The 25,669-nt window shown below is 65.5% G+C and carries 18 protein-coding genes; 9 read left to right on the top strand and 9 right to left on the bottom strand.

Translation table 11 applies throughout. The features are described from left to right. Window positions 1–89: 89 nt before the first annotated feature. Together J8F10_RS19765 and J8F10_RS19760 are read right to left on the bottom strand one after the other, a co-directional pair. Entirely contained in the window at window positions 90–614 is a 525-nt protein-coding gene (locus J8F10_RS19765; RefSeq protein ID WP_210656589.1) for a hypothetical protein, read from the bottom strand. Next, window positions 611–1,324, bottom strand: a complete 714-nt coding sequence (locus J8F10_RS19760) for a (5-formylfuran-3-yl)methyl phosphate synthase (RefSeq protein WP_210656587.1) — start codon at window positions 1,322–1,324, stop codon at window positions 611–613. Before J8F10_RS19760 ends, J8F10_RS19765 begins: the two co-directional genes overlap by 4 nt. A 613-nt stretch (window positions 1,325–1,937) precedes the next feature. Between J8F10_RS19760 and J8F10_RS19755 the strand changes: the two genes are divergently transcribed. The 4 genes from J8F10_RS19755 to J8F10_RS19740 all read left to right on the top strand — a co-directional run bounded on the left by J8F10_RS19755 (window position 1,938) and on the right by J8F10_RS19740 (window position 7,785). Next, complete coding sequence (locus J8F10_RS19755; RefSeq protein WP_210656585.1) at window positions 1,938–5,579, top strand: tubulin-like doman-containing protein; 3,642 nt, start codon at window positions 1,938–1,940, stop codon at window positions 5,577–5,579. A gap of 378 nt (window positions 5,580–5,957) precedes the next feature. Next, window positions 5,958–6,530, top strand: a complete 573-nt coding sequence (locus J8F10_RS19750) for a Panacea domain-containing protein (protein ID WP_210656583.1) — start codon at window positions 5,958–5,960, stop codon at window positions 6,528–6,530. A gap of 284 nt (window positions 6,531–6,814) precedes the next feature. Further along, window positions 6,815–7,246: a helix-turn-helix domain-containing protein gene (locus J8F10_RS19745; RefSeq protein ID WP_210656581.1), complete on the top strand. Its 432-nt coding sequence runs from the start codon at window positions 6,815–6,817 to the stop codon at window positions 7,244–7,246. Window positions 7,247–7,470: 224 nt separating this feature from the next. Next, window positions 7,471–7,785, top strand: a complete 315-nt coding sequence (locus tag J8F10_RS19740; protein WP_210656579.1) for a transposase — start codon at window positions 7,471–7,473, stop codon at window positions 7,783–7,785. 177 nt (window positions 7,786–7,962) lie between these two features. Here the strand turns inward: J8F10_RS19740 and J8F10_RS19735 are convergent, their stop codons facing one another. Further along, a complete protein-coding gene (locus J8F10_RS19735) occupies window positions 7,963–8,766 on the bottom strand; it encodes an IS1 family transposase (protein WP_210656577.1) in 804 nt (267 codons plus the stop codon). A gap of 116 nt (window positions 8,767–8,882) precedes the next feature. Between J8F10_RS19735 and J8F10_RS19730 the strand changes: the two genes are divergently transcribed. From J8F10_RS19730 to J8F10_RS19720, 3 genes are all read left to right on the top strand, one after another. After that, a complete protein-coding gene (locus J8F10_RS19730; protein WP_210656575.1) occupies window positions 8,883–9,152 on the top strand; it encodes a hypothetical protein in 270 nt (89 codons plus the stop codon). A gap of 225 nt (window positions 9,153–9,377) precedes the next feature. Beyond that, window positions 9,378–10,682 (top strand): DUF1015 domain-containing protein, encoded by a 1,305-nt coding sequence (locus J8F10_RS19725; protein ID WP_210656573.1) that lies wholly within the window; start codon window positions 9,378–9,380, stop codon window positions 10,680–10,682. A gap of 4 nt (window positions 10,683–10,686) precedes the next feature. Next, on the top strand, window positions 10,687–10,998 hold the full coding sequence (locus J8F10_RS19720; protein WP_210656571.1) for a zinc-ribbon domain-containing protein: 312 nt from the start codon (window positions 10,687–10,689) through the stop codon (window positions 10,996–10,998). Between the two features lie 197 nt (window positions 10,999–11,195). Here the strand turns inward: J8F10_RS19720 and J8F10_RS19715 are convergent, their stop codons facing one another. Both J8F10_RS19715 and J8F10_RS19710 read right to left on the bottom strand, forming a co-directional pair. Further along, window positions 11,196–11,705 (bottom strand): hypothetical protein, encoded by a 510-nt coding sequence (locus J8F10_RS19715; protein ID WP_210656569.1) that lies wholly within the window; start codon window positions 11,703–11,705, stop codon window positions 11,196–11,198. Window positions 11,706–11,844: 139 nt separating this feature from the next. Beyond that, a complete protein-coding gene (locus J8F10_RS19710) occupies window positions 11,845–13,785 on the bottom strand; it encodes a serine/threonine-protein kinase (protein ID WP_210656567.1) in 1,941 nt (646 codons plus the stop codon). Window positions 13,786–14,015: 230 nt separating this feature from the next. On the opposite strand from J8F10_RS19710, the gene J8F10_RS19705 reads away from it, so the two are divergent. Then, a complete protein-coding gene (locus tag J8F10_RS19705; RefSeq protein WP_210656565.1) occupies window positions 14,016–15,617 on the top strand; it encodes a sigma-70 family RNA polymerase sigma factor in 1,602 nt (533 codons plus the stop codon). Between the two features lie 92 nt (window positions 15,618–15,709). Here the strand turns inward: J8F10_RS19705 and J8F10_RS19700 are convergent, their stop codons facing one another. The 4 genes from J8F10_RS19700 to J8F10_RS19685 all read right to left on the bottom strand — a co-directional run bounded on the left by J8F10_RS19700 (window position 15,710) and on the right by J8F10_RS19685 (window position 23,520). Then, window positions 15,710–18,472, bottom strand: a complete 2,763-nt coding sequence (locus J8F10_RS19700) for a cyclic nucleotide-binding domain-containing protein (RefSeq protein WP_210656563.1) — start codon at window positions 18,470–18,472, stop codon at window positions 15,710–15,712. Between the two features lie 187 nt (window positions 18,473–18,659). After that, window positions 18,660–20,756, bottom strand: coding sequence for an NAD(P)H-dependent oxidoreductase subunit E (locus J8F10_RS19695; protein ID WP_261363205.1), 2,097 nt, complete (start codon window positions 20,754–20,756; stop codon window positions 18,660–18,662). Between the two features lie 142 nt (window positions 20,757–20,898). Further along, window positions 20,899–22,527: a cytochrome c3 family protein gene (locus J8F10_RS19690; protein WP_210656560.1), complete on the bottom strand. Its 1,629-nt coding sequence runs from the start codon at window positions 22,525–22,527 to the stop codon at window positions 20,899–20,901. A gap of 111 nt (window positions 22,528–22,638) precedes the next feature. Next, window positions 22,639–23,520, bottom strand: coding sequence for a hypothetical protein (locus tag J8F10_RS19685; protein ID WP_210656558.1), 882 nt, complete (start codon window positions 23,518–23,520; stop codon window positions 22,639–22,641). Window positions 23,521–24,182: 662 nt separating this feature from the next. On the opposite strand from J8F10_RS19685, the gene J8F10_RS19680 reads away from it, so the two are divergent. Beyond that, window positions 24,183–25,652 (top strand): multiheme c-type cytochrome, encoded by a 1,470-nt coding sequence (locus tag J8F10_RS19680; protein WP_210656556.1) that lies wholly within the window; start codon window positions 24,183–24,185, stop codon window positions 25,650–25,652. The last annotated feature ends 17 nt before the right edge of the window (window positions 25,653–25,669 follow it).

The following is a 25,669-nucleotide window of genomic DNA, read 5'->3' as shown; positions in this document are numbered from 1 at the left end:
TGGTGCCTGGGACCGCGGGCATCTTGCCCGTTTTTTGCTGCCAGTGCCGGAAGAGTGGGCAAGATGCCCGCGGTCCCAGGGAAGGCCGTTCATCTTACCGCCACTTGCCACTTCTCTGTGTCGAAGAAGATCGTCACAACGCCGTCCGTTGCAACCAGACCGTCCGTGGGAAGATCCGCGTGGCGCCCGATCACGACACTGATGGCGCGTGAGTAGCCGCCTTTCGGGGTGTCGCGAAATTTCGTCAGAAGTGCTTGGTCCGCGCTTACTGCGTTCGGATTCGAGAGGAACGCGAACGACACGGCCGCGAGTCGTTCGTCCGCCGCGCCGCGCTCGCCGAGTTTCCAAAACAAGAGATCGGGCGTTCGCGAGCCCGCATCCGGGTCGCCCTGAATGAGAACGTGGCCGAGTCCGCGTTGCACGGGAGCGGCTTGGTCCCAGAGCCGGCGGAACTCGTGGTAGAACTCCATCACGAACGACCGCTCGCGGACTTTCCGTGCCGCGGGCGGTTCCTCCGCTTCGCTCGGCGAATACGTCAGCCCCTGTGCCGCGGCGAACCGCGGGTGCATCAAGTTCAGTGCTTCGGCGACGAGCGCGAGGAACGGGTCGGTCACGACACCTTCACCCCCGCGAGGACTTCTTTCCACTTCTTGACGCGGGTCGCGTCGATGACGCCGTCGCGCTTGCCCGCGGCGCAGGCCGAGGTCCGCACCGCGAAATAGTCCGGCGCCACGCCCTTGAGTTGCTTCACTTGTTCCGGACGCAGCGAGCCGCCGATCACCACGGTCGTGTAAACGCGCTTCAACCCGTCCACCAAGCCGGCGATCTCTTTCGCGGTCATGAAGTCGAGGAGCGTCTTACCGTCCTTGCCCCACGTATCGAGCAGGAACGCTTTGAACCGGAACCGCTTGGCGAATTTCGCGACTTCTGCAGGCGGGACCGACTTCGCCCGCTCCCAGTCTGCGTAGGCCACCGCGACCATTTCCGTGCCGATCGGCAGTTCGCGCCGCGTGTCGAGCAGGTCTTCGCCCCATCCCGGCGTCGGGGCGTACCCCGCGAGTCCCCACTTCACGTACTGAAGCGGCAGTTCCAGGTGCCAGTGGGCCTCGGTGATGGCGTTGGGCGACCACTCGCCCAGCGCGGCACTCACGGAGACCTGCCCGTCGACTGCATCAATGACGGCGGCCACGACTTCGGCCTCGGCCGGGGCGAGCGGTCCCTTCGCGGGTTCTTTCACATCGATCAGGTCGGCTCCGCCGGCCAGTGCCGCTGCAACTTCGTCCGCCGACCGCACGCTGACCAGCAATCCGGGCGTGGTACTCATGACAGGGTGATTCCTTCCGTGAAACCAAATTCGGACTTTGAAGCGCGAAATTTGAGAGCCACACCCTCCGCCTCGTTTCGGGTCTGGTGCTTCAAATTCCGCGTCTCCGGCGTCAGCCGGTGCCGGGTGATTCCTTCCACCGTGGGGCACAAAATCCGTCCGGGGCGGACATGATACGCGATCGGGCGTGCAACTTGGAACCCGAACCCGAAAAGCCCCTCGGGGCGGAACCCGAGGGCCGTATCGCGCGGGGGCATAGATCCCTTCAGGTCCGGAGCGATCATTCGCGCCCGATCTTCGGGTTGATGGTTGAAGAATTTCGTCGCGGGGGACAAAATCGGTCCGTGTTTGTGAATCGGCCGAGTTCGGAATTGAGTTGTTTTCATGCCAGACACGAGGACCACACCCCGGGGTTACTTCACAAAAAACGCGAGATACTACACAAAAGCGGAGCGGCATTTAGATGTGGCGCGAACGAGTTCCGACTCGCCGGGCACATTTTTGCCAAACCTCACACCCTGAACTACAAACTAGTAGCCCCCCACCCCGCAATCCGTCCGCGCCGAGCGCCGGTCGGCGGTTACGGTTTGGTCATTCAAGGCGGCCCCCAGTCATGCCGGTTCGCTTGGTCAGCCAGGAAGAACTCCCACACCCGCTTAACGGGTACCGGCTGATCGAGCGCCTCGGTCGGGGCGGGTTCGGCGAAGTTTGGAAGATCGAAGCGCCGGGCGGGATGCTCAAGGCGGCCAAGTTCGTTTTCGGCGACCTCGACGCGATGGACGAGGACAGCCGCCCGGCCGAGCAGGAGCTCAAAGCGCTCGAGCGGGTGAAGCTCATCCGCCACCCGTACATCCTCACCCTCGAACAGTTCCGCATCATCGACGGCCAGCTCATTATCGTAATGGAGCTGGCCGACCGCAACCTCTGGGACCGGTTCCGCGAGTGCCGCGGACAGGGTCTGCCGGGCGTCCCGCGCGACGAGCTTCTCCGGTACATGGACGAAGCCGCCGAGGGGCTCGATCTGATGAACAACTACTATCAGATCCAGCACCTCGACGTGAAACCGCAGAACCTGTTCCTCATCTTCAACCACGTGAAGGTGGCCGACTTCGGTCTGGCGAAGGTGCTCGAAGGCGTCCGCGCGACCGTGACCGGCGGTGTCACCCCCGTGTACGCGGCCCCCGAAACGTTCGAGGGGTGGGTGTCGCGGTTCTCCGACCAGTACAGCCTCGCGATCGTGTTCCAGGAACTGCTCACCGGGCACCGGCCGTTCAACGGCGCGAACACTCGCGCGCTGCTGATGCAGCACATCAACGGCACGCCGGATCTGAGCGCTCTACCCGTCGGGGACCGGGCGGTGATCGGGCGGGGGCTTTCCAAGAAGCCGGACGACCGGTGGCCCACTTGTACGGACATGGTCCGCGCCCTGCGGACGAGCGGCTTGCCGCCCGCGCCCCCGACGCCGGTGAGCCCCTCGCGGTCCGGGCGCGCTGTGCCCGGGTCCGGCGCCCCCACGATGCCCAACCCGTCCGGGCACGCGCTCGCCGACTCGATCCAGGCCACCCGGATGGCCGGGCAGGGGCGCCCCAGCGCCGAACACGCCCCCCCGTTCCGCGAACAGACCCCGCCGCCCACGAACTTACCGCCGCTCGTCAAGCCCGGTCAGAACTACACGCCGCTCCCGGGGCTCATCCCGCCCGGGTCCGGCGCCCGGCTCGTGACCCCCAGCTCGGTGTCCACCCAGCACCCGGCCCAGACGCTCAACCGCCCCGTGATCTTCCAGACCGGGCGCATGGGGAGCATGGGTATCGCGCCGCCCGAGAAGTCCGGCGACGGCGCCCTGTTCCCCGCGCTCGTGATCGCCCTGGGCCAGACCGGGTACCGCGTCGCGGAGCAACTCAGGCGCGTGATCGCCGACCGGTACGGGTCGGCGGACCGGGTACCCAACGTGCGCATCCTGTACATCGATACGGACCCGGAAGTAGGCGCCCAACAGTCCCCGGACGTCCCCGCGGGGCTGACCGCGCGGGAAATCATTCCGGCCCGCCTGAACCGCTCGACCCACTACATGCAGCGGGACACGCTCCCGCCCGTCGAACAGTGGATGCCGACCGGCTCGCTCTACAAGCTCCCGCGCAACCCCGGCCCGGCCGCCGGCGTGCGCGCGTTCGGGCGGCTCGCGCTCTTCGATCACTACCGCACCGTCGCCCAGCGGGTGCGCCAGGAGATCGAGACGTTCCTGACCGACGACGCGCTGATGCAGGCCGATAAGATCACCAAGCTCGGGCTGCGGACCAACCGCCCCCGCGCCTACGTCGTCGCGGGGCTGGCGGGCGGTACCGGCAGCGGGATGTTCCTCGACATGGCGTACCTGGTGCGCCACGAGATGCGCCAGGTCGGGTACTTGCGGCCGGAAGTGGTCGGCATGTTCTTCGTTCCGCCGGCCGATGTGACCTCGCCGCGCTCGACGGCCCTCGCGAACACCTACGCGGCGCTCTCCGAACTGTACCACTTCCAGGCGCGGAAGACGCGGTATCAGACGGTGTTCGACAAGTCCGAGGCCCCGATCACCGACAGCGAACCGCCGTTCGCGCGAACGATGGTGTCACAGCTCCCGAAGGGGGCGGACGCCAATGCGTCGCGCCCGGTCCTCGCGTCCGCGGCGCGCGTCCTGTACCACGAACTGCTCACGCCGGCCGGCCGCGTCGCGGACGAGGGCCGGGACGTGTACCGCCACGCCTACCCGACCGATGCGCCCGCGTGCCAGACGTTCGGCCTGTTCCGCCTGAGCTGGCCGCGCCCCGAGGTGCTCGGGGCCGCGACCCGGCGGTTCGCGCAGCGCCAACTCCAGCGCTGGACCGGCAAGGACGCGGGGCACCTGCGGGAGCACATCGCCGGCTGGCTGGCGCAACAGTGGGCCGAGCGGAAACTGTCGTTCGAGTCCATCGTCGAATCGCTCCAGGAGTCCGCCCGGGCCAGCTTGCGCGAGGACCCCGAGCGCGTCTTCGATGCGTTCATCGACCCGCTGCGGACGCGCACCCCGTCCGGCGGGCGGCTGGACGCCACGTCCGCGTGCGCGGTCCTCGATCAGCTCATCAAACTGGTCGGCAAACCGGACTGTGAGAACGACCCGCAGCCGAGTTCGCTCCAGGCCGCGATGGGCATCAAGTTCGAGGAGCTGGTGAAGGAGACCGAGGGGCACGTCTCGGTGATGGCCGCGACGTTCCTGGAAGTGCCGCAGTACCGGCTGCCCGGCGCGGAAGAAGCCGTCCGGCAGATAAGCGAGAAGCTGAAGCTCCAGGTGGAAGCGCTGGAGCCGGTGCGAGTCGATCTCGACAAGGAGGTGCGCTCGATCTACGCGCGCCTGTTCCACGCGATCGGCGGGCTGGGTGGTACGGGCCTGGGCGCGATGGCGTCGCGCAAAGCGAACGCCGCGGATGTTATTGATCTGCTCCGAGTGTACGCCAAGAAGCGCCTGCAACTGCACGTTCTGGACCTCGCACTGTCCGTGTTCCGCAAGCTCGCGGGGAACGCTCCCGAGTACCTGCGCGAGATCAACTTCTGCCGGTCCACGCTGGGCGAGATGCACGCGGCCCTCACGAAGCTCGGCGCGGCGAGCAACACGGACGCCTCGCCGGGCAAGTTGATCCTCCCGGACGGGTGCAAGAACCTGGACGAGGCCGCCGACCAGTTCCTCGCCGCACTCGCCCCGGAAGACCTGCTCGCCTTCGACCAGTCGCTCCAGAAGGACATCACGCGCAAGTTCCGCGGGCTCGGGAACGTGTGCCTCAAGCCGCTCGAAAAGGGGCCGGTGTTCCGCGACATGCTGCTGAACAAGGCCCGCGAGTTCCTCGACGCGAAGCTCGACCACTCCGACGCGGCCGCGGTGTTCTTCCGCTCGCGCACGGAGAACGGGACCGCGCAGCCGCTCCTGGGCGAAGCGTTTGAAGAGGCCGCGCCGGAACTCGTGCCGAACATTTATCCGCGGCCCTACGAGATGGTGGTGCTGGCGGCTCCGCCCGGGACCGACGGCGACCGGCTGAAGGAACTCGCCAAGATCGTGCTCCCCAACACGGAGTTCGTCGGCGCGCCGCTCCCGGACGACATTTGCTTCTACCGCGAGTACCCGCAGATCACGCTAACGGACCTGCCGCAGTTGGGCGATTACGCGCGCGACGCCTACCAGCTCATGCTGGCGGCCGGCTCGCCGACCCACGCGCGCGTCGATGTTCCCTGGCAACAGCCGGTAATGTAAGGGCGGCTACACATCTGCAAAGTCCCGCGCGTGTCAACGCGCGGGGGGACAATCACTTCCAAAAAACTCAACGGCTTTGTGGGGGGCGAGATCGCGGATTGCGGCAATCGCGTTAGCTTGTTAAACTCGACGTTGTGGTAATCTGTTCATGTGGCGTGATGGTTGCTGTAAGTTCTCGCCGCCGGACAGTACCGAAAGCGGTACGGCCGGGCATACTATGATGGTGACGGAAGTTAACCGATCCCGGAGAAGGTTCCTCTACATTTGGTAAGAACTGTCGAACCTTATTTGCCGACTCTTACTCTAAACTGGGGCGGCGTGTTGGAGTTGGCACGCTCTCGATTTTGGTCGCTCTGTTGCGTTGAGCGGTGTATAGCCATGCTGACGTTTAAGTTCAAATTTCCGAAGGCGTTTCAGGCGGCGGCGGTCGTTCTGCGTGAGCACGGCGGGCGGGCAAACTTCATTCGTCTGCTCAAGCTCCTCTACATCACCGACCGAGAGTTGCTCGCCCAGACCGGGCGCACGTTGACGGGTGATGAGGCGATTGCACTGCCAAAGGGACCGGCTCTGAAAACAGTTCACAATCTCATCAACGGGCGGGGGCCGAACGACGAGCAAACCGAATGGAACGGTGCGATGCACCGGGCCGGCGACGATGTTCTCCTGGACCGGCTCGTTCCGACCGGGAAATTGACGAAGGCCGAGGAACGGAAGCTCCATGAGGTTTGCGAGCGCTTCAGGGAAACCAGCACCGAAGCCCTGTGGGAGCAGACCCACACCTACGGTGAGTGGAAGGAAGCCTACGCTGCAGAAGAGGCCAACCCGATCAACTGGGAAGTGGCGCTAGCCGATCAGGGCGCGGGCGCCTTGGTGGGAGAGGTGCGCCACATTCAGCACGAAGCGGAATTGATTGCGGCGACATTCTCGGAGCCGTCCGTTGGACGCCGGTGACAGTTTCGTGCGCAACGCGGGGAAGGACGGTCACCATCTCTGGGTGGTGATCTCCGACCCCTTCCAAGACACCAAGCAACTCCTCATCGTCAACTTATTCTCGGCGTCCCCTGAAGTGACACAAGTCGTCCTTGCGGGTCAGCGCTCGTCAGCAGAGGATAGGCCTGTCGCCGTAATCCGTATTCGGGAGGCCGATGATGCGCCCCACATATTCGTTTCCCGAGGCCGTGGTCGAAGCGATCGCGTGATCGGTATGGGCACCCGGACCCGCGCGTTCAGGAGCCATGGAGATCCTTTGGCTCAAGAGCAAGAACCAGACCCACGGGTGCATCGCCGAGCTGGCCAATGTGTCGCGGTCCACGGTCCAGCGGGTGCTGCGGATCTTCGCGGTCAAAGGTCTGGACGGCGTCCGGTCGTTCGGTTGGAAAGGCCAGCCCAGCGCCCTGACGCCGCACCGGGCCACGATCGAAGAGGAGTTCCGCGCGTCCGCCGCACACGGCTCGACGCGCGCGCGGCGGATCGAGGAGCGGACCGGCGTCCGACGGAAGCCATCACGGGTCCGTAAGTTCCTGAAGGACGACCTGGGGATGAAGTGCCTGAAGGTGGCCCCAATCCCGGTCCCACCGAAGAAGACCGTCGTGGAACACGCCCGAACGCAGGCGGACTTTTTAAAAGGCGGAACTGGAACCGAAGCTGGCGCAGGCTCGGGGCGGTAACCGGACCGTGTATTTCGTAGACGCGTCGCACTTCGTGTTGGCGTCGTTCCTGGGGTGGGTGTGGTGCTTCGTGCGGCTGTATGTGCGGGCGGCGAGTGGCCGGCAGCGGTACAACGTGCTGGGCGCGCTCAACGCGGTCACGCACGAACTGGTGACGGAGATCAACACGACCTACATCACGGCGACCTCGGTGTGCGTTGCTCCGCACGATCGCGAACCGAGGGATGCCGATACCGGTCACGTTGGTGATGGACAACGCCCGGTACCAGCGGTGCGCGTTGGTGCAGGGCGCGGCCAAGGAGTTGGGTATCGAGTTGCTGTTCCTGCCGAGTTACTCGCCCAACCTGAACCTGATCGAGCGACTGTGGAAGTTCGTCAAGATGGAAGTTCTGAACAGCCGCCACCATCAGGATCAAAAGTTTCAGGACGCCATCGACGGGTGCCTGGCTGATCTGACGACCAAACACCGCCAGAAGCTGGCCACTCTGTTGACGCACAACTTCCAGACCTGGGGCAATGTGTCACTCCTGAATGCGTAAAGCATAACAACCGTTAGGGGGGCACTATCTACGACGATCTCTCTTGTGCCTTTGATGTCGGCGAGCACGGTTGGGTAACGCACAAGTCTTTTGTTGATTATTACTACCCGAAGTTCACACTGAGGGGTACTTGACGGGGGCTCATCAGATCCGGTGCGGCAACAGCATGGCCCCAATTCACTGGTGAACTCTTGGAACGCATCCGGCGAGGGGCCGACGTAACGGAAAATCTGGTAGTGGCCCTAATGTCGGGATTCGTTGTACAGGCGTATGAAATACCACAAGGCGCCGAGGTGGTTCCTGGGGCGCGGAGAACGTGAGAGTCTTGCGCACGAGTCGGGCGCATCGTTGTCTCAGGGTAAGCCAGAACCGTTCGATGTGGGCGGTGAGGCCCGTGTCCTTGCCCCACGGGTCGATGCCGGGCGCGGGGATCACGCCACGGTACGAGGCGAGGAAGTCGGTGTACACGGTGACCCCGGTCCGGTACCCGCGCGGGAGCGCGTCCCAGAGCCGTTGGGCCGTGGCTGCGGACCGGTCCCCGAGAACCATTGCGAGCACCCGCCGGGTGCCCAAGTCCAGGGCTACCCAGACCCAATGGACATCACCCTTGGAACCCACGAAGCTCCACAATTCGTCGGCCTCGATCACGACCGGGCCGCACTTTTGGGGCGGTCCCGGCTCGTGTGGGGTCTCCTGTCGATACAGCTCGTTGACGAACCCTTGGAGCCACGACCGGGACACCCCGACGGCCCGCGCGATGGCCCGGATTCCCATGCGCTCGGCCAACAGGCGCCGCACCAGATCCTTCGTGGCCTCCGGGACCGGTCCGGTCTTCGGGTCCGCAACGAACCGCCGGTCGCACCCCGGCACCGGAACCCCGGAGTGCCCGAGTGGGTGAGACCGTTGCGCACCATGGGTCGCACCGCACCGGGGGCACGGCGGAATCGGGGACGAGGGGTGTTGCGTCCAGCATCCCAACACTTTAGAGCAATCCCAACCGGTGGGCCACTACCGAAAATCTGATCGGAGAGCATCTGCAAATTCTCAGGGATCAAGGATTAGTGTGACGAGCTTGGTAGTAGATAGTAAGTCGAAACATGCGCCAAATCTCGGGATACCCGCTGTGGGTCGGGAGCGTTGCGGACATACGCGACCTCCGCGGCGTGCTGTCCGCGGGTATCGAAGCAGTCGTTGATCTCGCGCTGAACGAGCCGGTGGCGACTGTCACGCGGGAGTTGGTGTACTGCCGGTTTCCGCTGGTCGATGGCGCGGGGAACTCGCCCTGGGTGCTGCGCGCCGCGGTGGAAGCGGTCGCCGGGTTCGTGCGTGCCGGGTTCCCACGCTCGTGTTCTGCGGTGCCGGGATGAGCCGGTCGCCAACGATCGCTGCCGCCGCACTTTCGGTCGCGGGTGATCGAATGCCGGGCGAGTGCCTGCAACTCGTTACGGGTACGGGGCCGCATGACGTTTCGGCCGGTTTATGGAACGATGTTATTACGGCACTTCGACGGGACTGATCGCGTTTCCTACCCTTCCGCGCAAGATCAGTACAATGATTTCCATTCTCTTTCGCGGGGTAGGAGCGTTTTTGCAATGGCTGATATCCGAGGGTTTCGTGGGTTCCGGTACGATTTGGGCTCCGTCGGGACGCTCTCCGATGTGGTCGCGCCGCCCTACGATGTGGTCGATCCCGCGCTCCAGCAAAAACTCTACGACAGTAGCCCGTACAACGCGATCCGCCTCGAACTCACCCGCGACGAACCGGGCGACGACGAACACACGAACAAGTACACCCGGGCCGGCAACACTCTCCGCGAATGGGTCGTCGAGAACGCCGTGCGCCAGGACACGGCGCGCGGGCTGTACGTCTACGAGCAGGAGTATACGGTCGAGGGGCAGACGTTCGTGCGCCGCGGGTTCCTGGCCCGCGTGCGCCTCGAACCGTTCGGGAGCGGGAAGATTTACCCGCACGAACAAACGATGTCCGGCCCGAAAGAGGACCGGCTGAAACTCTATCGCGCGACCGGCTTCAACCTGTCGCCGATCTTCGGCCTGTACCCGGACGACGGCACCGTGTTCGCCCCGCTGGAGCAACTCATCCGGTCCGCGCCGCCTATCGTCGCACGCGACCACCTCGGGGTGATTAACCGCCTCTGGACGGTCACCGATTCCGCGACCATCAGCAAAGTCATTGGCGCGATGGGGCCGAAGCCGGTGTACATCGCGGACGGTCACCACCGCTACGAAACCGGCCTGAAGTACCTCGAAGAACGGCGCGCGGTCGGTGAAGTGGCCGACGACGAGGCCGCGCCGAACTTCTGCTTGATGATGCTCGTCGGGATGAGCGACCCCGGCCTGCTCATTCTGCCGACGCACCGGCTCGTGAGCGGGCTGGCCGCGGACCTCACCGCGCCGCAACTGGAAGGCGTGCTCGCGGAGCACTTCGACGTCCTGGAGCGCACCGGCACGAACGCGCAGGCCGCGTGGGAACACGTGCTGATGGACGGGTCGCAGTCGACGTTCGCGTTCGGAACCGTGGCCGACGGCCTGTGGACGGTCGCGAAGCTCCGTGACAAGGACGTGATGGCGTCGCTGGCGCCGGACCAGAGCGATGACTGGCGCGGGCTGGGCGTGAGCATCCTGCACAAACTCGTGCTCGACCGCTTGCTCCGGGACAAGATCGGCGGGACGCCGGTTTGCAAGTACGTCCACCTTCTGAGCGAGGCGACCGACGCGACCGCGAAGAAGGAGTGCCAGCTCGCGTGTCTCGTACCGCCGGTGGCGATGAGCCACGTCGAGCAGATCTCGGAGCACGGCGAGAAGATGCCGCCGAAGTCCACGTACTTCTACCCGAAGTTGCTCACCGGGCTGGTGTTCAACTCGCTCAAGAAGGATTGATGCCGTGGCCCGCACGCGACCCGGTGCGCCGGATGAGGACGAAGACGACGAGTTCGACGGCGACGACTACGACGCCGATACCGACTACGACCCGGAAGACCCGGAGACCTATCCGGCCGGGTTGTACGTCGATGACTCGCGCGCGTTCGTACCGTGCCCGCACTGTCGCGCCGAGATCGACGACGAATCGGAACAGTGCCCGAAGTGCGGGATGTTCATCTCCCGGGAAGATGCACCGAGCGGCCCGAAGTCGCCGGTGTGGATCGTGCTAATGGTGCTCGCCCTGCTCGCGGTGCTGGCAATGACCCTGGGCTGAGCCGGGCGTTTCAGATCGCCGTTTGTCAAATCGCAATCCGAGTCCGGGATGCAAAATGCGCAAAAGATGATTAGCGAGCCCTCACCGCGTTACGAAAATCGGTAGTGCCGGCGAAATCGTGGTGTCGGTTCTGGGGCTAAATACCTCCCGCCAAATGGAGCGGTGGTAACAGAATGAATGGCTCAACTCACCCGCATCTACTTCCGCACGGGATTCGAGGCGTGCACGGTGAGATGACGGCGGTAGTGAAAACCATCGTTCGCAATCATCAGAGGGCCCTCAATGCCCAACTCCTTCGGTGGAGTGACCACTCCATCAAACTCTCCGTACTCATGCACGTAGTAATCGATTTTTTCACCTGCCTTCGGTTCTTTCACGTCCTTCGGTGCGCGCAGGAACTCGAAGACAACCGGCTTCGCCAACTCCTTGCCGTTCACCGCCACGATTCGCAGCAGGGTCTTGCCGGCATCAGCCTTCGCTCCCGTAGTGCTCCCGTCGAGTGCCTCTCCAGTGACGCGAACAACTGTTCCCAGCGGCACACCGAGATGCCCAACCGGTAGCTGATCTTCGAGCGAAGCGACCGAGACCGGCGTTACATCCATGCGAGGCTTGGCTGGTGCTGATGGGTGCGCCCAAGAGAGCATGACCGAACCCGCGGCTGCGATCGGCAGAACCAACCGCCATCCGATATACGTGTTGGTCTTCATGACAACGCTTTGCCTCCCTTCTCCGAACTCCTGATTAGCTCGACCAAGCTATCATCCCCGAACACTGCGGTCTTTGCAATCTAACGCGGGAGTGGTGGAACACTTCTCCATTTGGCGAGATATTTAGAGGTGCTGCCGTTCACCACGTCCAATCGACGCGGTAGACGTGGTTCGCTTTCGGGCTGGGGATCTCCCAGTACAGCCAGCTCTTGTCCTCGGCCGCGACGGTGATGAGCGGGCCGGTGTACGGCTGCGGGGCTTCGCGCTTCGTCGGGTCGTCGCTTTTCGTCGGCGCGTAGAGGAACTTGTGCTCGCGGAACGGGTGGTCCTCGGGGAACAGCATCAGCATGGAGGCTTTCACCGAGCCCTCGTAGCCGATCACGCCGAACCACTGCTCGTCGGGCGACTGGAGCGAGTTCCAGTAAGTGCTGGTGTACCGCAGTGTAAATTCCTGTTTCACTGGGACGTCGCGCACGTCGAACACGAGGTGCCGCACCTTCATCGCCTGTTGGCCCACGAACCCGGGCCGCTCCGTGCTGAACGCGCGGACCTTTTTGGGTGTCGGCAGTATCGCCCGGTTCACCACGTCGCGGCCCGTCGTTCGCGTTTCGATGCGCAGTTCGTCGGCCGGAGCGATCTTCATCATCTCGCGCCGGGTGGAGTACAGCACCGCGCACTCGTCCTTCGGGTCGTTCGGGTCCACGTGCCGCCACCCGCGCATGTCGATGACCCGCTCGTCCTTGAACACGTTGAACCGCGAGTAGTCCGTCGGCGGCAGTTCGGCCAGCGCCCCCATCTTGTGCGGGGACGTGCGGTCCGGTTTGGGGGCCGACATGCGGAGCGCGTTGACCTGATTGGTCACCTCTTGGCGCAAGAGCACGAGCGCGGCGTCCGCTTCCTTCTCCTTTTCCGAATCGTCGCTCGGCGCGGGCCGCCGGTCCAGTGGCGACGGCAGGAGCCAGGCCGCGAGGACCAATCCGAGGAGTACGCCGACGACCGCGACCGGGCGCCACCACCGGTGGGCCAGTTTTCGGCCCGCGTACCACACTCCGGTGCGCGGACCGAGGAGCGCTTCGCCGTTGAGGTACCGCTGGAGGTCGTCGGCCAGCGCCGCGGCGCTCGCGTACCGTTCGTGCGGCTCCTTTGCCAGACACTTCTGGCAGATCAGGTCGAGATCGCGGGGCACGCCGGGCGCGCGGCGCGCGGCCAGTTCCGGTTCCTCGCTAATCACCTGCCGGATCACGGACCACGCATCGCTGCCCTTGAACGGCACGGACCCGCACAGGCACTCGTACAGGATGACGCCCAGCGCGTACACGTCGGACGCGGGGCCGATGTTCTTCGTCTCGCCCTTCGCCTGTTCCGGCGACATGTACGCCGGGGTGCCCATTACGGCGCCCGTCTGCGTGAGTTCGGCACCGTCGCGCTTCGCCAGCCCGAAGTCCATCACCTTCGGCTCGCCCCACGCTTCTGTCGTGGCGCCCCGCGAATCGAGGAGCACGTTGTGTGGCTTGAGGTCGCGGTGAACGATACCCCTATCGTGTGCGGCCTGCACGCCGCGTGCGATCTTGGCAACGAGTTCGGCGGCGGCTCGCGGGGCCATTTTCCCGGATGCGCGAAGGCGCTGGGCGAGGCTCCCGCCGTCCAGACACTCCATCGCCATGTACGGGCACCCGTGCGCCTCGCCGCTATCGAAGATCTGAATCACGTTCGCGTGGTGGATGTCGGCGACCGCCTGGGCCTCGGTGACGAACCGGGCGATGTCGCGCGCGTCGGCGTGTCCGCTGTTCAGAACCATCTTGAGCGCGACAATGCGGTTCAGCTTGAGGTGCCGGGCCTTGTAGACGACGCCCATGCCCCCGCGCCCGAGTTCGCCGATGATCTCGTACCCCGCAACGGCGCTACCTAAACTCGGCGGCGCGATTGCCGCGGCCGTGCGCTGGATCTGGTCGGGCGTCTGCGCGAGCGTCTCGGCGTGCGGCACAGACTCGGCACTGCCGGTCGCCGTGCCCGCGGCCGTGAGGGTCGGGTCACCGGGAGGCGCGAAGGCGCGCGGGGCGTGTTGAGTCTCGTCACTCATAAAGTCGATACGCGGGGGACAGAGGCACTAAATGCCAGTCTACCTTATTCGTGCGGGGCAGGGTGCGAACTCACCCGAGATGGCGGAACTTATTTCACGAGAACTGTTTAAGCGAAGTCGCGGCCGGGGGAATCTTGAATCTGACAACGCGCCACAAAAAAGCTGTGTGCGGTGCGACTTCCACCGGACACTACATCGGTGAAAGTGGGTACTCGTCTGGGGCTTCAGCCATGACCGTTCGGACCGCACGCTTACTGGATCACCTCAACCGTTTATCGACTTCGATGGATTTGGAGGCGCTGAGCGACAGCGCCTTGTTGACTCGCTTCGCCCGGCAGCGCGACCACAGCGCGTTTACAACGCTGGTCGCGCGACACGGGTCGATGGTTTACAACGTCTGCTACCGTCAACTCGGGAACGTCCACGCGGCCGAGGATGCGTTTCAGGCCACGTTTTTGGTGCTGGCCCGCAAAGCCGGTTCGCTGCGCTGCAACTCTCTGGTGGCTTGGCTCCACGGCGTTGCTGTGCGCGTCGCCCGCAATGCTCGGCGGACCGCCCAACGCCATCCCGTTCGTAAAGAAGCTCTCACCGCCGACGAGGTACCCGGCTCCCACACCGATCCGCTTTCCCGACTGAGTGTTCGCGAACTACTTCAGGCGCTGGAGGAAGAGGTCCGGCGCCTACCGCAAGTCTACCGACTCGCGGTGGTGCTGTGCTGTTTCGAGGGCCTCAGCCAGGAAGAAGCGGCGCACCGGCTCGGCTGGAGCGTCGGTTCAGTGAAGGGGCGGCTCGAGCGCGGCCGGACCCGATTGCGCGAATTATTGACGCGCCGCGGGTTGGCCCCGGTGGTGGTCGCGACCGTTCTGCACACCACGCGGAACGAACTTTCGGCCGCTCTGACGGCACGCACAGTCAAAGTCGCCCTGGCCTTCCGGGAATCGGAGTCCCCGCACCAAGCCGTTGCGTCCGGCGAAGTTTTGCGCCTGGCCCAACACGCTTTGAAAGGAATGACCATGTTCAAATGGAAATTGGCCCTGGCCCTGGCCCTGTTCCTGAGTATCACCGCGCTCGGCGCCTTCGCGCCGCGGGACGGTCAGGACAAGGAAGGTGCTGACAAGAAGCCGGCGCCGGTCGCGGTGGCCGTGGACCTGAACGACGGCTCGCGGGTAGTGGGGAAGTCGGACAGTCTCAAAGAACTGCGGCTGCTCGCGAGTTTCGGCGAGGTGCGCATCCCGGTCGAACAGGTCGCGTCCGTGCAGTTCAAAGACGATCGGGGCACGGCTGCGGTCCGGTTCCACAACGGCGATCAGTTGACCGGAACCCTCGATCTGAAGGCGCTCGGCGATCTGAAGGTGGTAACCGCGCTGGGCGAGACCACGGTGCCGCTGAAACTCGTGACGCAGTACAAGATGGAAGCCCCGTCCAGCCGGGCGACCGCTTCGGCACGGGCCAGTAGCACCGGCGACGAGGCCGACGGCCCGAGCAACCCCTTCGCGTCGCTCGACAAAGTGAGCCGCTGGAATTCGGGCGGCTACGCGCCGGGCTGGATCGAGGCGGACCTAGGCACCTCGCGGAAATTGGACCGCATCACGTTGGTGGCCAGCCAGACTCCCAAGGGAGAAACGGTCCACGAGGTCTGGGTGTCCGATGTGCCGATTGGTAAAGATCGTGCGAAAGCCAAACTGGTCCACACGTTCGTAGGAGAGACGGATAACCTGCAAGAACTGAAGTACACGTTTACCCCGGGTCTCACCGCGCGATACGTACAAATTCACACGACGGAATCCCCGAGTTGGGTGGGGTGGGCCAACATCGATTTGCAGGTCCGGTAGCAACGGGCAGAGTTGGAGAACGCGAGATGGCGGGCCGGGCGCGCCATTCCGTGCGCCCCGATCTCATTTACGACGTTCGCAAAGAGCGCGGTTCAATCGTGCGTGTCGAGCCGGTGAAGGATCTCGTCGAGCAGCGCGGGGCCGGTCTTGCGGTAGGCGGCCTCGTGCGGGCACGCCTGCACGCAGTACGGCTCGTCGCCGTTGCACAGGTCGCAGTTCACCGCGCGCCGGGCCGCGGTCATGTGCGGGTTGCCGCCGGGGATTTCGGCCGCGGCCGGGTTCGGGGTACCGCGGGGCACCATGTGAATCGCCCCGTAGGGGCAGTTCCGCTCGCACAGCCCGCACCCGATGCAGTGGTTCTCGATGACCACTTCCAGGTGGTTACCGCGCCGGTGGATCGCGTCCACCGGGCACCCCTCCATGCAGTACGGCTTGTGGCACGACCGGCACGAGGTCGCCACCAGGAAGTCGCCGAACCGCAGCCCCTCGCGCAGCAGGCGCGCGTTGCCGTCGTGGGAGTCGGCGCAGGCGCGAGTACATTCGTCGCACCGGGTGCAGCTCTTCAGGTCGAGCACCAGCAACTTTTGCCCCTGGTACAACCCCTGGCGGACGTAGTCGCGTAGCACTGCGGGCGGCGGGGCCTTCTCGACCCCCGGCACCGCGGGGCGCGGCGCGGTCTTCATGCCCTCTTTCAGTGCCGGGAACCGGTCGCACAGTTTGCGGAACACGGGACCGGGCACGCGCACGACCTCCACCGGGTCGAGCGCGGCGATGGTCGCGGTGCGGATGCCGGGGCGCTCGGACAGGAGGCCCGCCTCGCCGAAACCGTCTCCGACGGACAGGATTCGGAGCACCTGTTCGCCGCCGCCGGCCGTGGTGAAAACGCGCACGGTGCCGAGCCGGATGATGTAGAACGCCGCGGCCGTGTCGCCCTCGGCGATGATCGTTTCGCCGGCCGCGACGCGCCCGAACTGCACCCCTTCGGTGAGCAGGAACGTGACCGCCTGTTGGCGCTCCATCGTGTCGAGCAACTGGAAGAGGCGCCCGCTCTGCACGCCCGTCTGGATCGCGCGCAGGGTGTACATTTCCTGAATGTCTTCCCGCGCGGACGCGGCCCGCTGCATCATGTCGAGCATGTTGCGCGTGATTTCGTACACGACAACTGGCGCGGATTTCGTGGGGTGCGGGGTGGCGGTCGGCCAGCCGTTTTCGTCGGCCCCGAGCACGAGTTCGCGGTTGTCATCCTCCGCGACGCCGATCACGCTCGCGACGCGCGGGCGCTGGGTGACGCACGTCATTTCCCCCAGAACCAGTTCGTTGCCCATCGCGACCTTCACTAGGTCGCCGTACCCGGCCGCCTTCGTGTTACTGGGCTTCTTGCCGAACAAGCTCGCGAAGAACCCGGGCTTCTGTGTCGCCACCGCGCCGCGGACGTAGATCTCGAACGTGCCGGACCCTTGCAGCAGGAACGCGGTGCTCCCGTACTCGCCCTCCTCGCACAGCACTTTCTTTTCGCCCGGGGCGATCTCCCACTTGCGGACCGCGCCCTCGTTCCACTTCAGGTACGAGTACGGGATCGAGCGGAACGGGAACACGACCCGCGGGCCGCGCGTCGGGCTCTCGTAGAGCAGCCACACCTGCAGCATCTCGTCGGCGGTGAGGAACCCGGACGATTTGGGGAACGACGTGTTCGGGTTCACCGGGATCTGTTCCGGCGAGTCCTCCCACGCCCGCGGGCGCACGCGGCGCCGGAGCGAGAGCGCCCCGGTCGGGCAACTGTTCATGCACTCGCCGCACTGCACGCAGGTGGAGTCGCGCATGATCGAGTCGAGGTCGAAGCTGATGCGCGTGCCGTACCCCTTACCGGTGTGCCCGATCACCTTGAACGGCTTCACCTCCGAGCACGCGCGCACGCACCGGTCGCACAGGATGCACCGGTCGTGGTCCACCACCACGGTGCGCGACGAGTACGGGTAGTTGTCGTCGATCAGCGCGTTCCACTCTTCCCACGCGGGGCGCAGGTCGGAGCGCTCTTCGTTCAGTTCTTTGGCTTCGAGCGTCGGGAGCAGCGGGAGTTCGATGCGCCGGGACTTGGGAATCGCTTCCTGGGCGGTGTTGCGGCTGGGCAGTTCCGGGGCGCGCCGGAGGCTCTCGCGCACCTTGAGTTCCACCTCGTCGTCGTGGACCTCGATCACGCCGAGGGACCGTGCGACCGTACTCAGTTCGTCTTCGTACCGGCGGGTGGGAGTGAGCGGTTCGTGGCAGTGGTCCGCCACCAGGAATTCGGCGAGCATCCGAATGGACGAGTTCACGTCGCCCGCGGCGCGCTCGACCACTTTTTCCTCGGCCGTCGTCCGCTTCTCCGGGTTGTACCCCTCGAGCCCGGCGCGCGTGGTCACCACCATGTTCGTTTCGACGCGGTGCTGGCACGCGGGCACCAGTTTGCGCCCGGCCGTCAACTTGCCGCGCTTCATGCTGCTGATGTGGACCGAGCACATGCGGCACACGGCCACCGGCGCGACGTGGCGCTGGTGGCACAGCACCGGGATGCGGGTCTTCAGTTCCTCGTCGGACCACGCGCCCTGTTCGACGAGCGCGGCCGCGGCATCGTAGATGGTCGTGGTGCGCGGGATCTCCTTACCGTCCGGGTCGCGGAGCACGTTGCCCTGCGAGTCGGTCTTCGGGACCGCGCGCGGCACCTCGACCGCGTACCCGTCGATGACGATGGTCACTAGGTCGTTGAACCGGTCGCGCGTCTCCTTTTCGCGGCGCACGAGGACGTCGTTGTCGTCGCGGGCGAAGAGGGATTCCTCTTCACGGCCGAGAGAGATGTCGGGATCGGCGAAGTCGGGCATGGTGGAAACTCACGCGAGCGAGAACGAGTTCGACGATTTCGGGGCGAACAATTGTCGTGTGGGCGAGCTTAACGAGCCGCGACCGCAAGGGAGCGGGAGGCACAACAGATTGTTTGCGATCACTGTTCAAAGTCTGAGCCGCAACCGCTCCCTTGCGGTCGCGGTTCGCTAACGAGCCGCGCCACTCTCAGCCCCGCGGCTTCTTTTGGGTGTCGTCCATGAAGTACGAGAGCGCGGTGGCGAGCGGGATGGGAGCGACGTACCCCAGCCCGCAGATGGACGTTAGCTGCAGCGTCTTGGTGATTTCCTTCACGTCGGACTTGATGCGCTCGGCCTCTTCCCCGACCATCGGGCGGCCCGCGTCGCGGCGCGCGAGCAGCTCCTGGCCGATCTGCACCAGCTTCTGTGACCCGAGCCGGCACGGGATGCACTTTCCGCACGACTCGTTGCGGTAGAACTCGGTGTAGTTCACCGCCTGATCGAGCAGGTCCACGTTGCCCGCGTACACGGCGATCGCGGCCCCGAGCATCGGCTCCACCGGGAACCGCAGTGTGCCGTTCATGTGGCGGAAGAAGTTCAGGTCCAGCGGCACTTTCAGCAGGTCCAGTTCCGTTGCGCCGAGTGGTAAGTGGGTTCGGAGGAACCATGCCATGTAGTCCGCGTCCTGCGCGGAGCGCTCGCGGATCTTGGCGACCGCGTCCGCGCGCTTTTTCTCGTCGAACTTGGGGTCAACGGGGATCTTCGCGGGTAACAATCCACCGGACGGCCCGGACGCCGCAACCGCGCGGAGCGGCCCGGTGATGCCGCCGCAATACTTGTCGCCGGTGAACAGTTCGCCCAGCGTCAGGCCGACGGCCACTTCGTAAACACCGGGGCGCACCACGTCGCCGCTCACGGAGAACAGTCGGCGCCCGCCGAACTTGATCTTCGGGTCCGCGGAGAGGCGCCAGCCGCCCATCTCGTACTTGTCGCCGCCGAACAGCACGATGCCCGGCGCCCACGCGAGCGTCTCCACGTTGTTCACCACCGTGGGGCGGTCGCGTAGGCCGTTGGTGGTCAGTTCGGGCGGCCGGTTCCGCGGTTGCCCGCGGCGGTCTTCCATCGCTTCGATGAGTGCGGACTGTTCGCCGCAGATGTACCCGCCGGGGCTCTCGAACACTTCGACCGAGAAGTTGCGCCCGGAGCCGAAGATGTTCTCGCCGCACGCGCCCATTTCACGCGCCCGCTCGATCTCCTCGCGGACCGCGTGGATCTGCTCGTGGTACTCGTGGCGGATGAAGATGTAACCCGACGATCCGCCGGTCATCAGCCCCGCGAGGATCACGCCCTCCACGACGAGGTGCGGCATCCGCAACAAAATCTCGCGGTCCTTGAACGTGCCCGGTTCGCTCTCGTCGCCGTTACAAACGACGTACTTTTCCGTCCCCGACTCGCGCCACACGTCGAGCCACTTCTGGTACGCGGGCGCCCCGGCGCCGCCCATCCCGAGCAGGTTCGCGGTCTTCAGTTCCCACAGCAGCGGGTGGAACCGCTGGACGTAGTTCTCCAGATCCTTACCGCCCATGTCGCGGGGCGGGGGCACGAGCGGCCGGATCAGCTTCGACAGGTAGTCCGTGAACCGCTTGATGGCGCGGTAGTCGCGGGGCCAGCGCTGGCGCCCGTACACGTCGAGCGACCAACCGGCCGCGGGCAGGGGAGGGTGGGCGCTGTCGCCGTCGGCCGGGGGCGTCGAGTACCCGCGGTTCGAGTTCGTGTGCGGGGGGTATTCGGCGTCCGGGTCGGGTGCGGGCGGGTCGCGGTCCTCGGACAGCGCGCGGAGCACCTCTTCCAGATCCTGCCCCGGGCGGTTCGCGTACACCCAGGCGTGAACGCCCTCGGGCATGGGGCGCTTCTCGACCCACACGGCCGGCGCCCGGTCGCACCGGCCCAGGCACGACACGCCCTCGACGCACACCTTCTTCCCGGTGCGCTCCGACAGTTCGGCCGCGAGCACGGGCAGCCCGGTCTTCTCGTTCAGGAGCGCCGCCGAGCCGCGCAGGTGGCACGTCATGTCGCGGCAGACGCGCATCTCGACGTCGGGCGGGTTGGTCCGCTCGAGCTTGAACGCCGGGAAGAAGCTGCTGACCTCTTCCAACCGGTACATCGGCACGTCGATTTCGCGCGAGAGCTCCTTCAGCTCCTTGTCGGGAAGGAAGCCGAACCGGTTTTGGATGTCGCGGAGCCGCTGGACGATCATCGAAGAACCTGATGGTTGGCGCCTGGAGTTCCAGAGGACAGAGGACAGAGGACAGAGGACAGAGGACAGAATCGTGCTTTCGTGGAGTCGAGCCTACCTCTATCTGGGTCTCATGTTTTCCTGTTCTCTGTTCTCTGCCTTCTGATCGATCTCTGCCTTCTGGCCTCTGATCTCTGTTCTCTGTTCTCTGCTACTTACTGCTGCCCTTGAGCCAGTCGAACAGGTCGAGCGGCTTGCTCGCGTCCCGGGCCGGGGCGCCGCGCCCCTGGAGCGGGTGGTCGCCGTTGTGATAGCGGTGGCAGTCGGTGCAATTGTGCCGCGCGCCGCCGCCCAGAATCTCTACGTTGTCGGGCGTCTTGATCTTCGTGCCGAGCGGTGAGTGGCACGCCCGACACGTGTTAATGCCCACGATCTGCACCGGTTCGGGCTTATCCGCCTCCACCTTGGAGATGTACTCGGCGCCCGTATTCGGATGGCACGTGGCACACGTCGCGCCGCGGTGCGAGGCGTGGTTGAACTTCGCGTGCTTGAACCAAACCGTGCGGTCCGGTACCGCCGCGACGCGGGGCTTGGCCTTCGGGTCGGCGCCCGGTGTGACCGTGTGGCACTTCGCGCAACTCCCCGCGGGCTCGAAGAGTAGGCCCTCCGCGAGTCCGGCGAGCCGCTCGGCCTCTTCCCCCAGGGTGCGCGGCGCGAGGTTCTTCGGTGGCGCGTCGAGTTTACCACCGAGTTCCGGCGGCTGATTCAGTGCGGGGTGCCCGCTGTCGCTCAGCCCCTTGAGATAGCCGGCTTTTAGATCGGCAATGAGGTCCGCCGGTTGCTTGCGGTGCGGCACATCGAACCGCGGGACTTCATATTTCTTCCCGCCGGCCTCGCTCACGCCCTCATTCGCCTTCTGCGGATGGCACGAACGGCAATGCGCCTCGAAGTTGACCGGCAGGAAGTACGCGCCCTCGGCCCGCGGCGGGAGCAGGGCGCGCGTCGGGTCATCCTTCGCGAGCGTGTCCTTGAGCGAATTGAAGCCCGGGGAACCGGTGCCCGAGTCGAGCGCGTGGCATGATGCGCACTGGAGTTGCACCTTCGCGTCGGGCGCTGCGCCGGGGGCGTACCGCGCAACGGCGGCGTCACCGCCCAGTTCGCGGAGGCGCTTCGCCGTTATCGCTTCCTTGCCATCGGCGGTGTACGCCTGGCCGGGACTCATGTGAACGGCGTGGCTGAACTTCAGCGTGCGCGGGTTCGCGCTGGTATCGAGCGACCGGAACTCGGGGTGGTCCTTCACGAAGTTCGTGATCTCGTTCTGGTACGGCTTGCCCGCCTTGGACTTGGCCGAATCGTGCCACTTGCCGAGGTTCGCGTGGCACTGGTTGCAGTCTTTGTCGGCGAGCCGGACGAGCGAATTCAGCCGCCCGTTGTGGTCGTGGTGGCAGTTGGAGCAGCGGTCGTGGAACGCGCGGGCGTCCGCCGTCGCGGAGTCGTGGTGCTTGGGACCGGAGTGGCACTTTTCGCACGTCAGGTCGTGCCAGCGGTCGCGCGCCTTGAAAATGGACACCGGCCCCAGGTCGCTCAGCCCGTGCGCGACGTGGCACGCGGCGCAGTTGTCGTCGAACGAGGCGTGCGGGTTCGCGAGCGGCCCGTGCGAGTGGGAATACTGGACTCGCGCAGCAGGTTTGGCGACGTCCACTGCCGCCCACGTGCCGGCCGCGAACAGCGCCACCCAACCGAGGGCGATCTTCCCGCGGCGCAGCGCGTCAGGCCGGCGGAAGTAGCCGCGCTTCCCGGTGAACCGGTCCGACAGGTCGCGACTTGGTGAGCGAGGCATCTTGCACCCAGAAGACGGTAAACAGTGTTCGGTATTGCCAGCGCCTGCGAGAACGCTTCGTGAACCAATTTAGGCCGGGTTGCGCACCGAAAACTGATTACGGAACACGAATCACCAATATTTCAGCGCGCGGACCGCGTGGAGCACCATCAGCGCGGTCATCGCCACGGAGAGCGGGAGGTGGACGAGGAGCCAGTTGTGCAACCAGAAGTACAACCGGGCCTGGGCGTCCCACCGGCGGCGCAAGTTGGCCAGCTCCTGGAGCCGGTCGAGGTCGTTTCGGGCCTCGGGTGGCACCGCTTCGCGGAGCCGGGCGAACCGGCGCTCGGCCTCGGCCGGGGCCGTGAGCGGCGACCGCGAGTGGCTGCCCCGTTGCAGGTACGGCAGGAGCACGTCGTCCCGGAACGCTTCGAGTTCGACCGCGAGCGGGCCGCCGATGATGGGATCGACCGCTTCCGCTTCCGGGGGAACGGTGGTCAGCCCGGTCACGATGCGCCGGGCCTCGTCCGCGTGGTACTCGCCGAGCCGGTCGATCTGCGAGGCGATCGTTTCACCCGGGATGTCCGCGAGGATCTTCTGCGGGAGCCACTGCTGCATGATGAGGCCCCACACGCCACTGAACGTGACTAGCAGGAACAGCACCAGCGTAACCGTGGCGAGCGGCCCGCCGAACCCGAACCCGGCGTGGATCAGAATAATCGGCAGGCAGACCAGCCCCATCCAGATGTGGAGCCGCATCCACAGCCGCGTGCGGCCCAGGCGCCACCGGCGCCAGCGCTTGCGGAGGACGATCGCCATCTCGAAGAACACGATGGCCCCGCCCACCACCCCGCACAGCACGCCGAACCCGCTGCTCGGCAGGGGCGGCCAGTCCCACAGCGTGACCAGCGCGCCGAGCCGCGCGAGGGCCACCGCGACGAGTGTGACCCCGATGGTGGCGATCACGATGGTGGTGATGCGCCGCTGCACCGTCTTCGTCTTGCCGAGAAGCACTCGCTGCTCCGGTTAGTTCGTCGCGCCTTGGGGTTAGGTTCAGGATAGTAACCCACCGACACGGGGCGGTCAACAATTCAGAATCCGGGAAGTCGGATCAGTGACACCGGGGCGTCACTGTGATTTCGATTGCGCCGTTGGTCCCGCTACGGCCAGTACCTTAGAACCCACTTTGGCGATTTTCTCGCTCCGATTGAAGTTATTCGCGCCCGCGCCCGGTGCTCAGGCCGTAAGGTCGGACCTCGTGAGGTGGTGACTCGATCGAATCGAACTGTTTCATGGTGCGTAATCTGAAAGATCAATTGGCCGAATGGCACCCAGGGCGAGGATATTAGCCGCACGGCGGCTTTGCGTTTTGAAATCGGCGCGCGGCGTAGTGTAGAGTTGCGGTACGGCGGCCGAACGGTTTGCGGCGGGAGGCATTGATCTTCGCCCCGGAGGGGCCAGCGTTTGTAACACACGGCGGGAGCCCGTGCTGCGTCGCAGTGGCCGCAGGCCCGAAATGTTAGCAAATGTTAGTGCCGCATGCGGCACGGGTGCGGCGCGTTCGCGTTGAATGGCGCTTGCTGTTATACCCGAAAACGCCGAACATGGTGAACGCGCCGGCGGGCGCACCCGATCTCGTTGGTTTCTCAAACACTGATCCACATTCTCGGCTGACAATGAATCTCAGCGCGCGTACAGTTTTTCTCACACTCGCCGGCGTGGTCCCCGGCCTCGCGCTCGCGCTGGCCGCCGCACGGGTCGCCCCGACCGCCACAGTCAGCATTGCTGCGCCCGAACCGCGGGCGGCGAGTAGCGACAACGGAGGGGCCGGGAACCTCAATCGGCAGGCCATTGGGATGTCCGGGTGCCTCGCGGCGGCGTGTCACGGCGCGCCCGCGGGCAAGGCGCTCAACGGCGAGCGCGGGGCCGACTGCTGGCAGAGTTCGGGCAGTTGCTGGGCCGCGGCCGATCCGCATGCCGCTGCGTACAGCCTGCTGACCGACAATCCGCGGCGCCAGTTGAAGGTGACCGCCGCGAAGATCATGGCGAAGTACGCCCCCGGGAAGAAAGCCACCGAAGACGCCCGGTGCCTCGCGTGCCACACCAACCCGGCACTAGCGAGGGACGAACTGATTCCCGACGCGAACGCCCGCGTGCTCCGCGAACAGGGCGTGAGTTGCGAGGCGTGTCACGGGAACGCCGGGGCGTGGCTCCAACCGCACACCGCGTGGAAGGGGGACCGGGCGAAGGTCTACGCGGACACCGGTATGAAGCCGCTGTACGACCTGGGCGAGCGGGCGCTCGCGTGTGCCGGGTGCCACGTCGGTGCCCCGGCCGAGAACGGGCTGCCGGTTCGCGACATGAACCACGACATGATCGCTGCCGGGCACCCGCGCCTGAACTTCGACTTCGCCGAGTACCAGCGCCGGCTCCCGCAGCACTGGCAGGAGAAAGACCGCACGCAAAGTCGGTACGCGCCGATTGTCCCGAACGAAGCGAAGGTGTGGTTCGTCGGGCGCGTGGCACACGCAGAAGCCGCGTGCAAGTTACTCGAAGACCGTGCGAGGCGGTCGCGCGAGCCGAATGAACATCGGACGCCGTGGCCGGAGTTCGCCGAGTTCAACTGCGCGTCGTGCCACCACACCCTCCGCGTACCGGAGAGCGAGAAGTACGGCGACTGGCGGAAGAGCGCCGGGTACCTCGGGGATCGCCCGCCCGGTGTTCCGCCGTGGCAGACGATCTGGCCCCTAACTTCCGCGGCCGGGATCGCGAGCCCGAAGCGGGACCAGTCGCTGCTGAAGACCGTGGTTCTCGCGATGGAAACCCCGCGCCCCGCGAAGGCGGACGCCGCTGAAGGGGTCGCGAAGACTGCGGCGAAGTTGTCCGGGGACTTGCGGCGCGAACTCGTGTCGCTGCCGGGCGAGCAGGTCGAGGGGCGGGCTCGGGCGTACTTCCCTGGAAACGCGCTGGCCGTACCGGAATGGGACAGTGCGACGCAGTTGTTCTTCGGCCTCGCCGCACTGGAGTACGCACGCGGTAAGCCGAGCGATGCCGCGGTGAAGAAGTACCGCAGCGGCGTGACCGCGTTCCGCGACCAGGATTGGGACCGACTCGAAAGTGCGTTCCAAGCGATTCGCGAGAAGTGACACCTAAACGGATTTCC

This window comes from Gemmata palustris, assembly GCF_017939745.1.
In the GTDB taxonomy this organism is placed as follows: Bacteria; Planctomycetota; Planctomycetia; order Gemmatales; family Gemmataceae; genus Gemmata; species Gemmata palustris.
The sequence above is the reverse complement of the archived record's forward strand: the minus strand, read 5'-3'. Positions and strand labels throughout refer to the sequence as shown.

Excerpts from the sequence above, each read along its gene's own strand:
- J8F10_RS19680 (WP_210656556.1), top strand. The coding sequence starts at position 24,183 with ATGAATCTCAGCGCGCGTACAGTTTTTCTCACACTCGCCGGCGTGGTC.
- J8F10_RS19725 (WP_210656573.1), top strand. The coding sequence starts at position 9,378 with ATGGCTGATATCCGAGGGTTTCGTGGGTTCCGGTACGATTTGGGCTCC.
- J8F10_RS19740 (WP_210656579.1), top strand. The coding sequence starts at position 7,471 with ATGCCGATACCGGTCACGTTGGTGATGGACAACGCCCGGTACCAGCGG.
- J8F10_RS19705 (WP_210656565.1), top strand. The coding sequence starts at position 14,016 with ATGACCGTTCGGACCGCACGCTTACTGGATCACCTCAACCGTTTATCG.
- J8F10_RS19755 (WP_210656585.1), top strand. The coding sequence starts at position 1,938 with ATGCCGGTTCGCTTGGTCAGCCAGGAAGAACTCCCACACCCGCTTAAC.
- J8F10_RS19715 (WP_210656569.1), bottom strand. The coding sequence starts at position 11,705 with ATGAAGACCAACACGTATATCGGATGGCGGTTGGTTCTGCCGATCGCA.
- J8F10_RS19750 (WP_210656583.1), top strand. The coding sequence starts at position 5,958 with ATGCTGACGTTTAAGTTCAAATTTCCGAAGGCGTTTCAGGCGGCGGCG.
- J8F10_RS19710 (WP_210656567.1), bottom strand. The coding sequence starts at position 13,785 with ATGAGTGACGAGACTCAACACGCCCCGCGCGCCTTCGCGCCTCCCGGT.
- J8F10_RS19745 (WP_210656581.1), top strand. The coding sequence starts at position 6,815 with ATGGAGATCCTTTGGCTCAAGAGCAAGAACCAGACCCACGGGTGCATC.
- J8F10_RS19690 (WP_210656560.1), bottom strand. The coding sequence starts at position 22,527 with ATGCCTCGCTCACCAAGTCGCGACCTGTCGGACCGGTTCACCGGGAAG.
- J8F10_RS19730 (WP_210656575.1), top strand. The coding sequence starts at position 8,883 with ATGCGCCAAATCTCGGGATACCCGCTGTGGGTCGGGAGCGTTGCGGAC.
- J8F10_RS19700 (WP_210656563.1), bottom strand. The coding sequence starts at position 18,472 with ATGCCCGACTTCGCCGATCCCGACATCTCTCTCGGCCGTGAAGAGGAA.
- J8F10_RS19760 (WP_210656587.1), bottom strand. The coding sequence starts at position 1,324 with ATGAGTACCACGCCCGGATTGCTGGTCAGCGTGCGGTCGGCGGACGAA.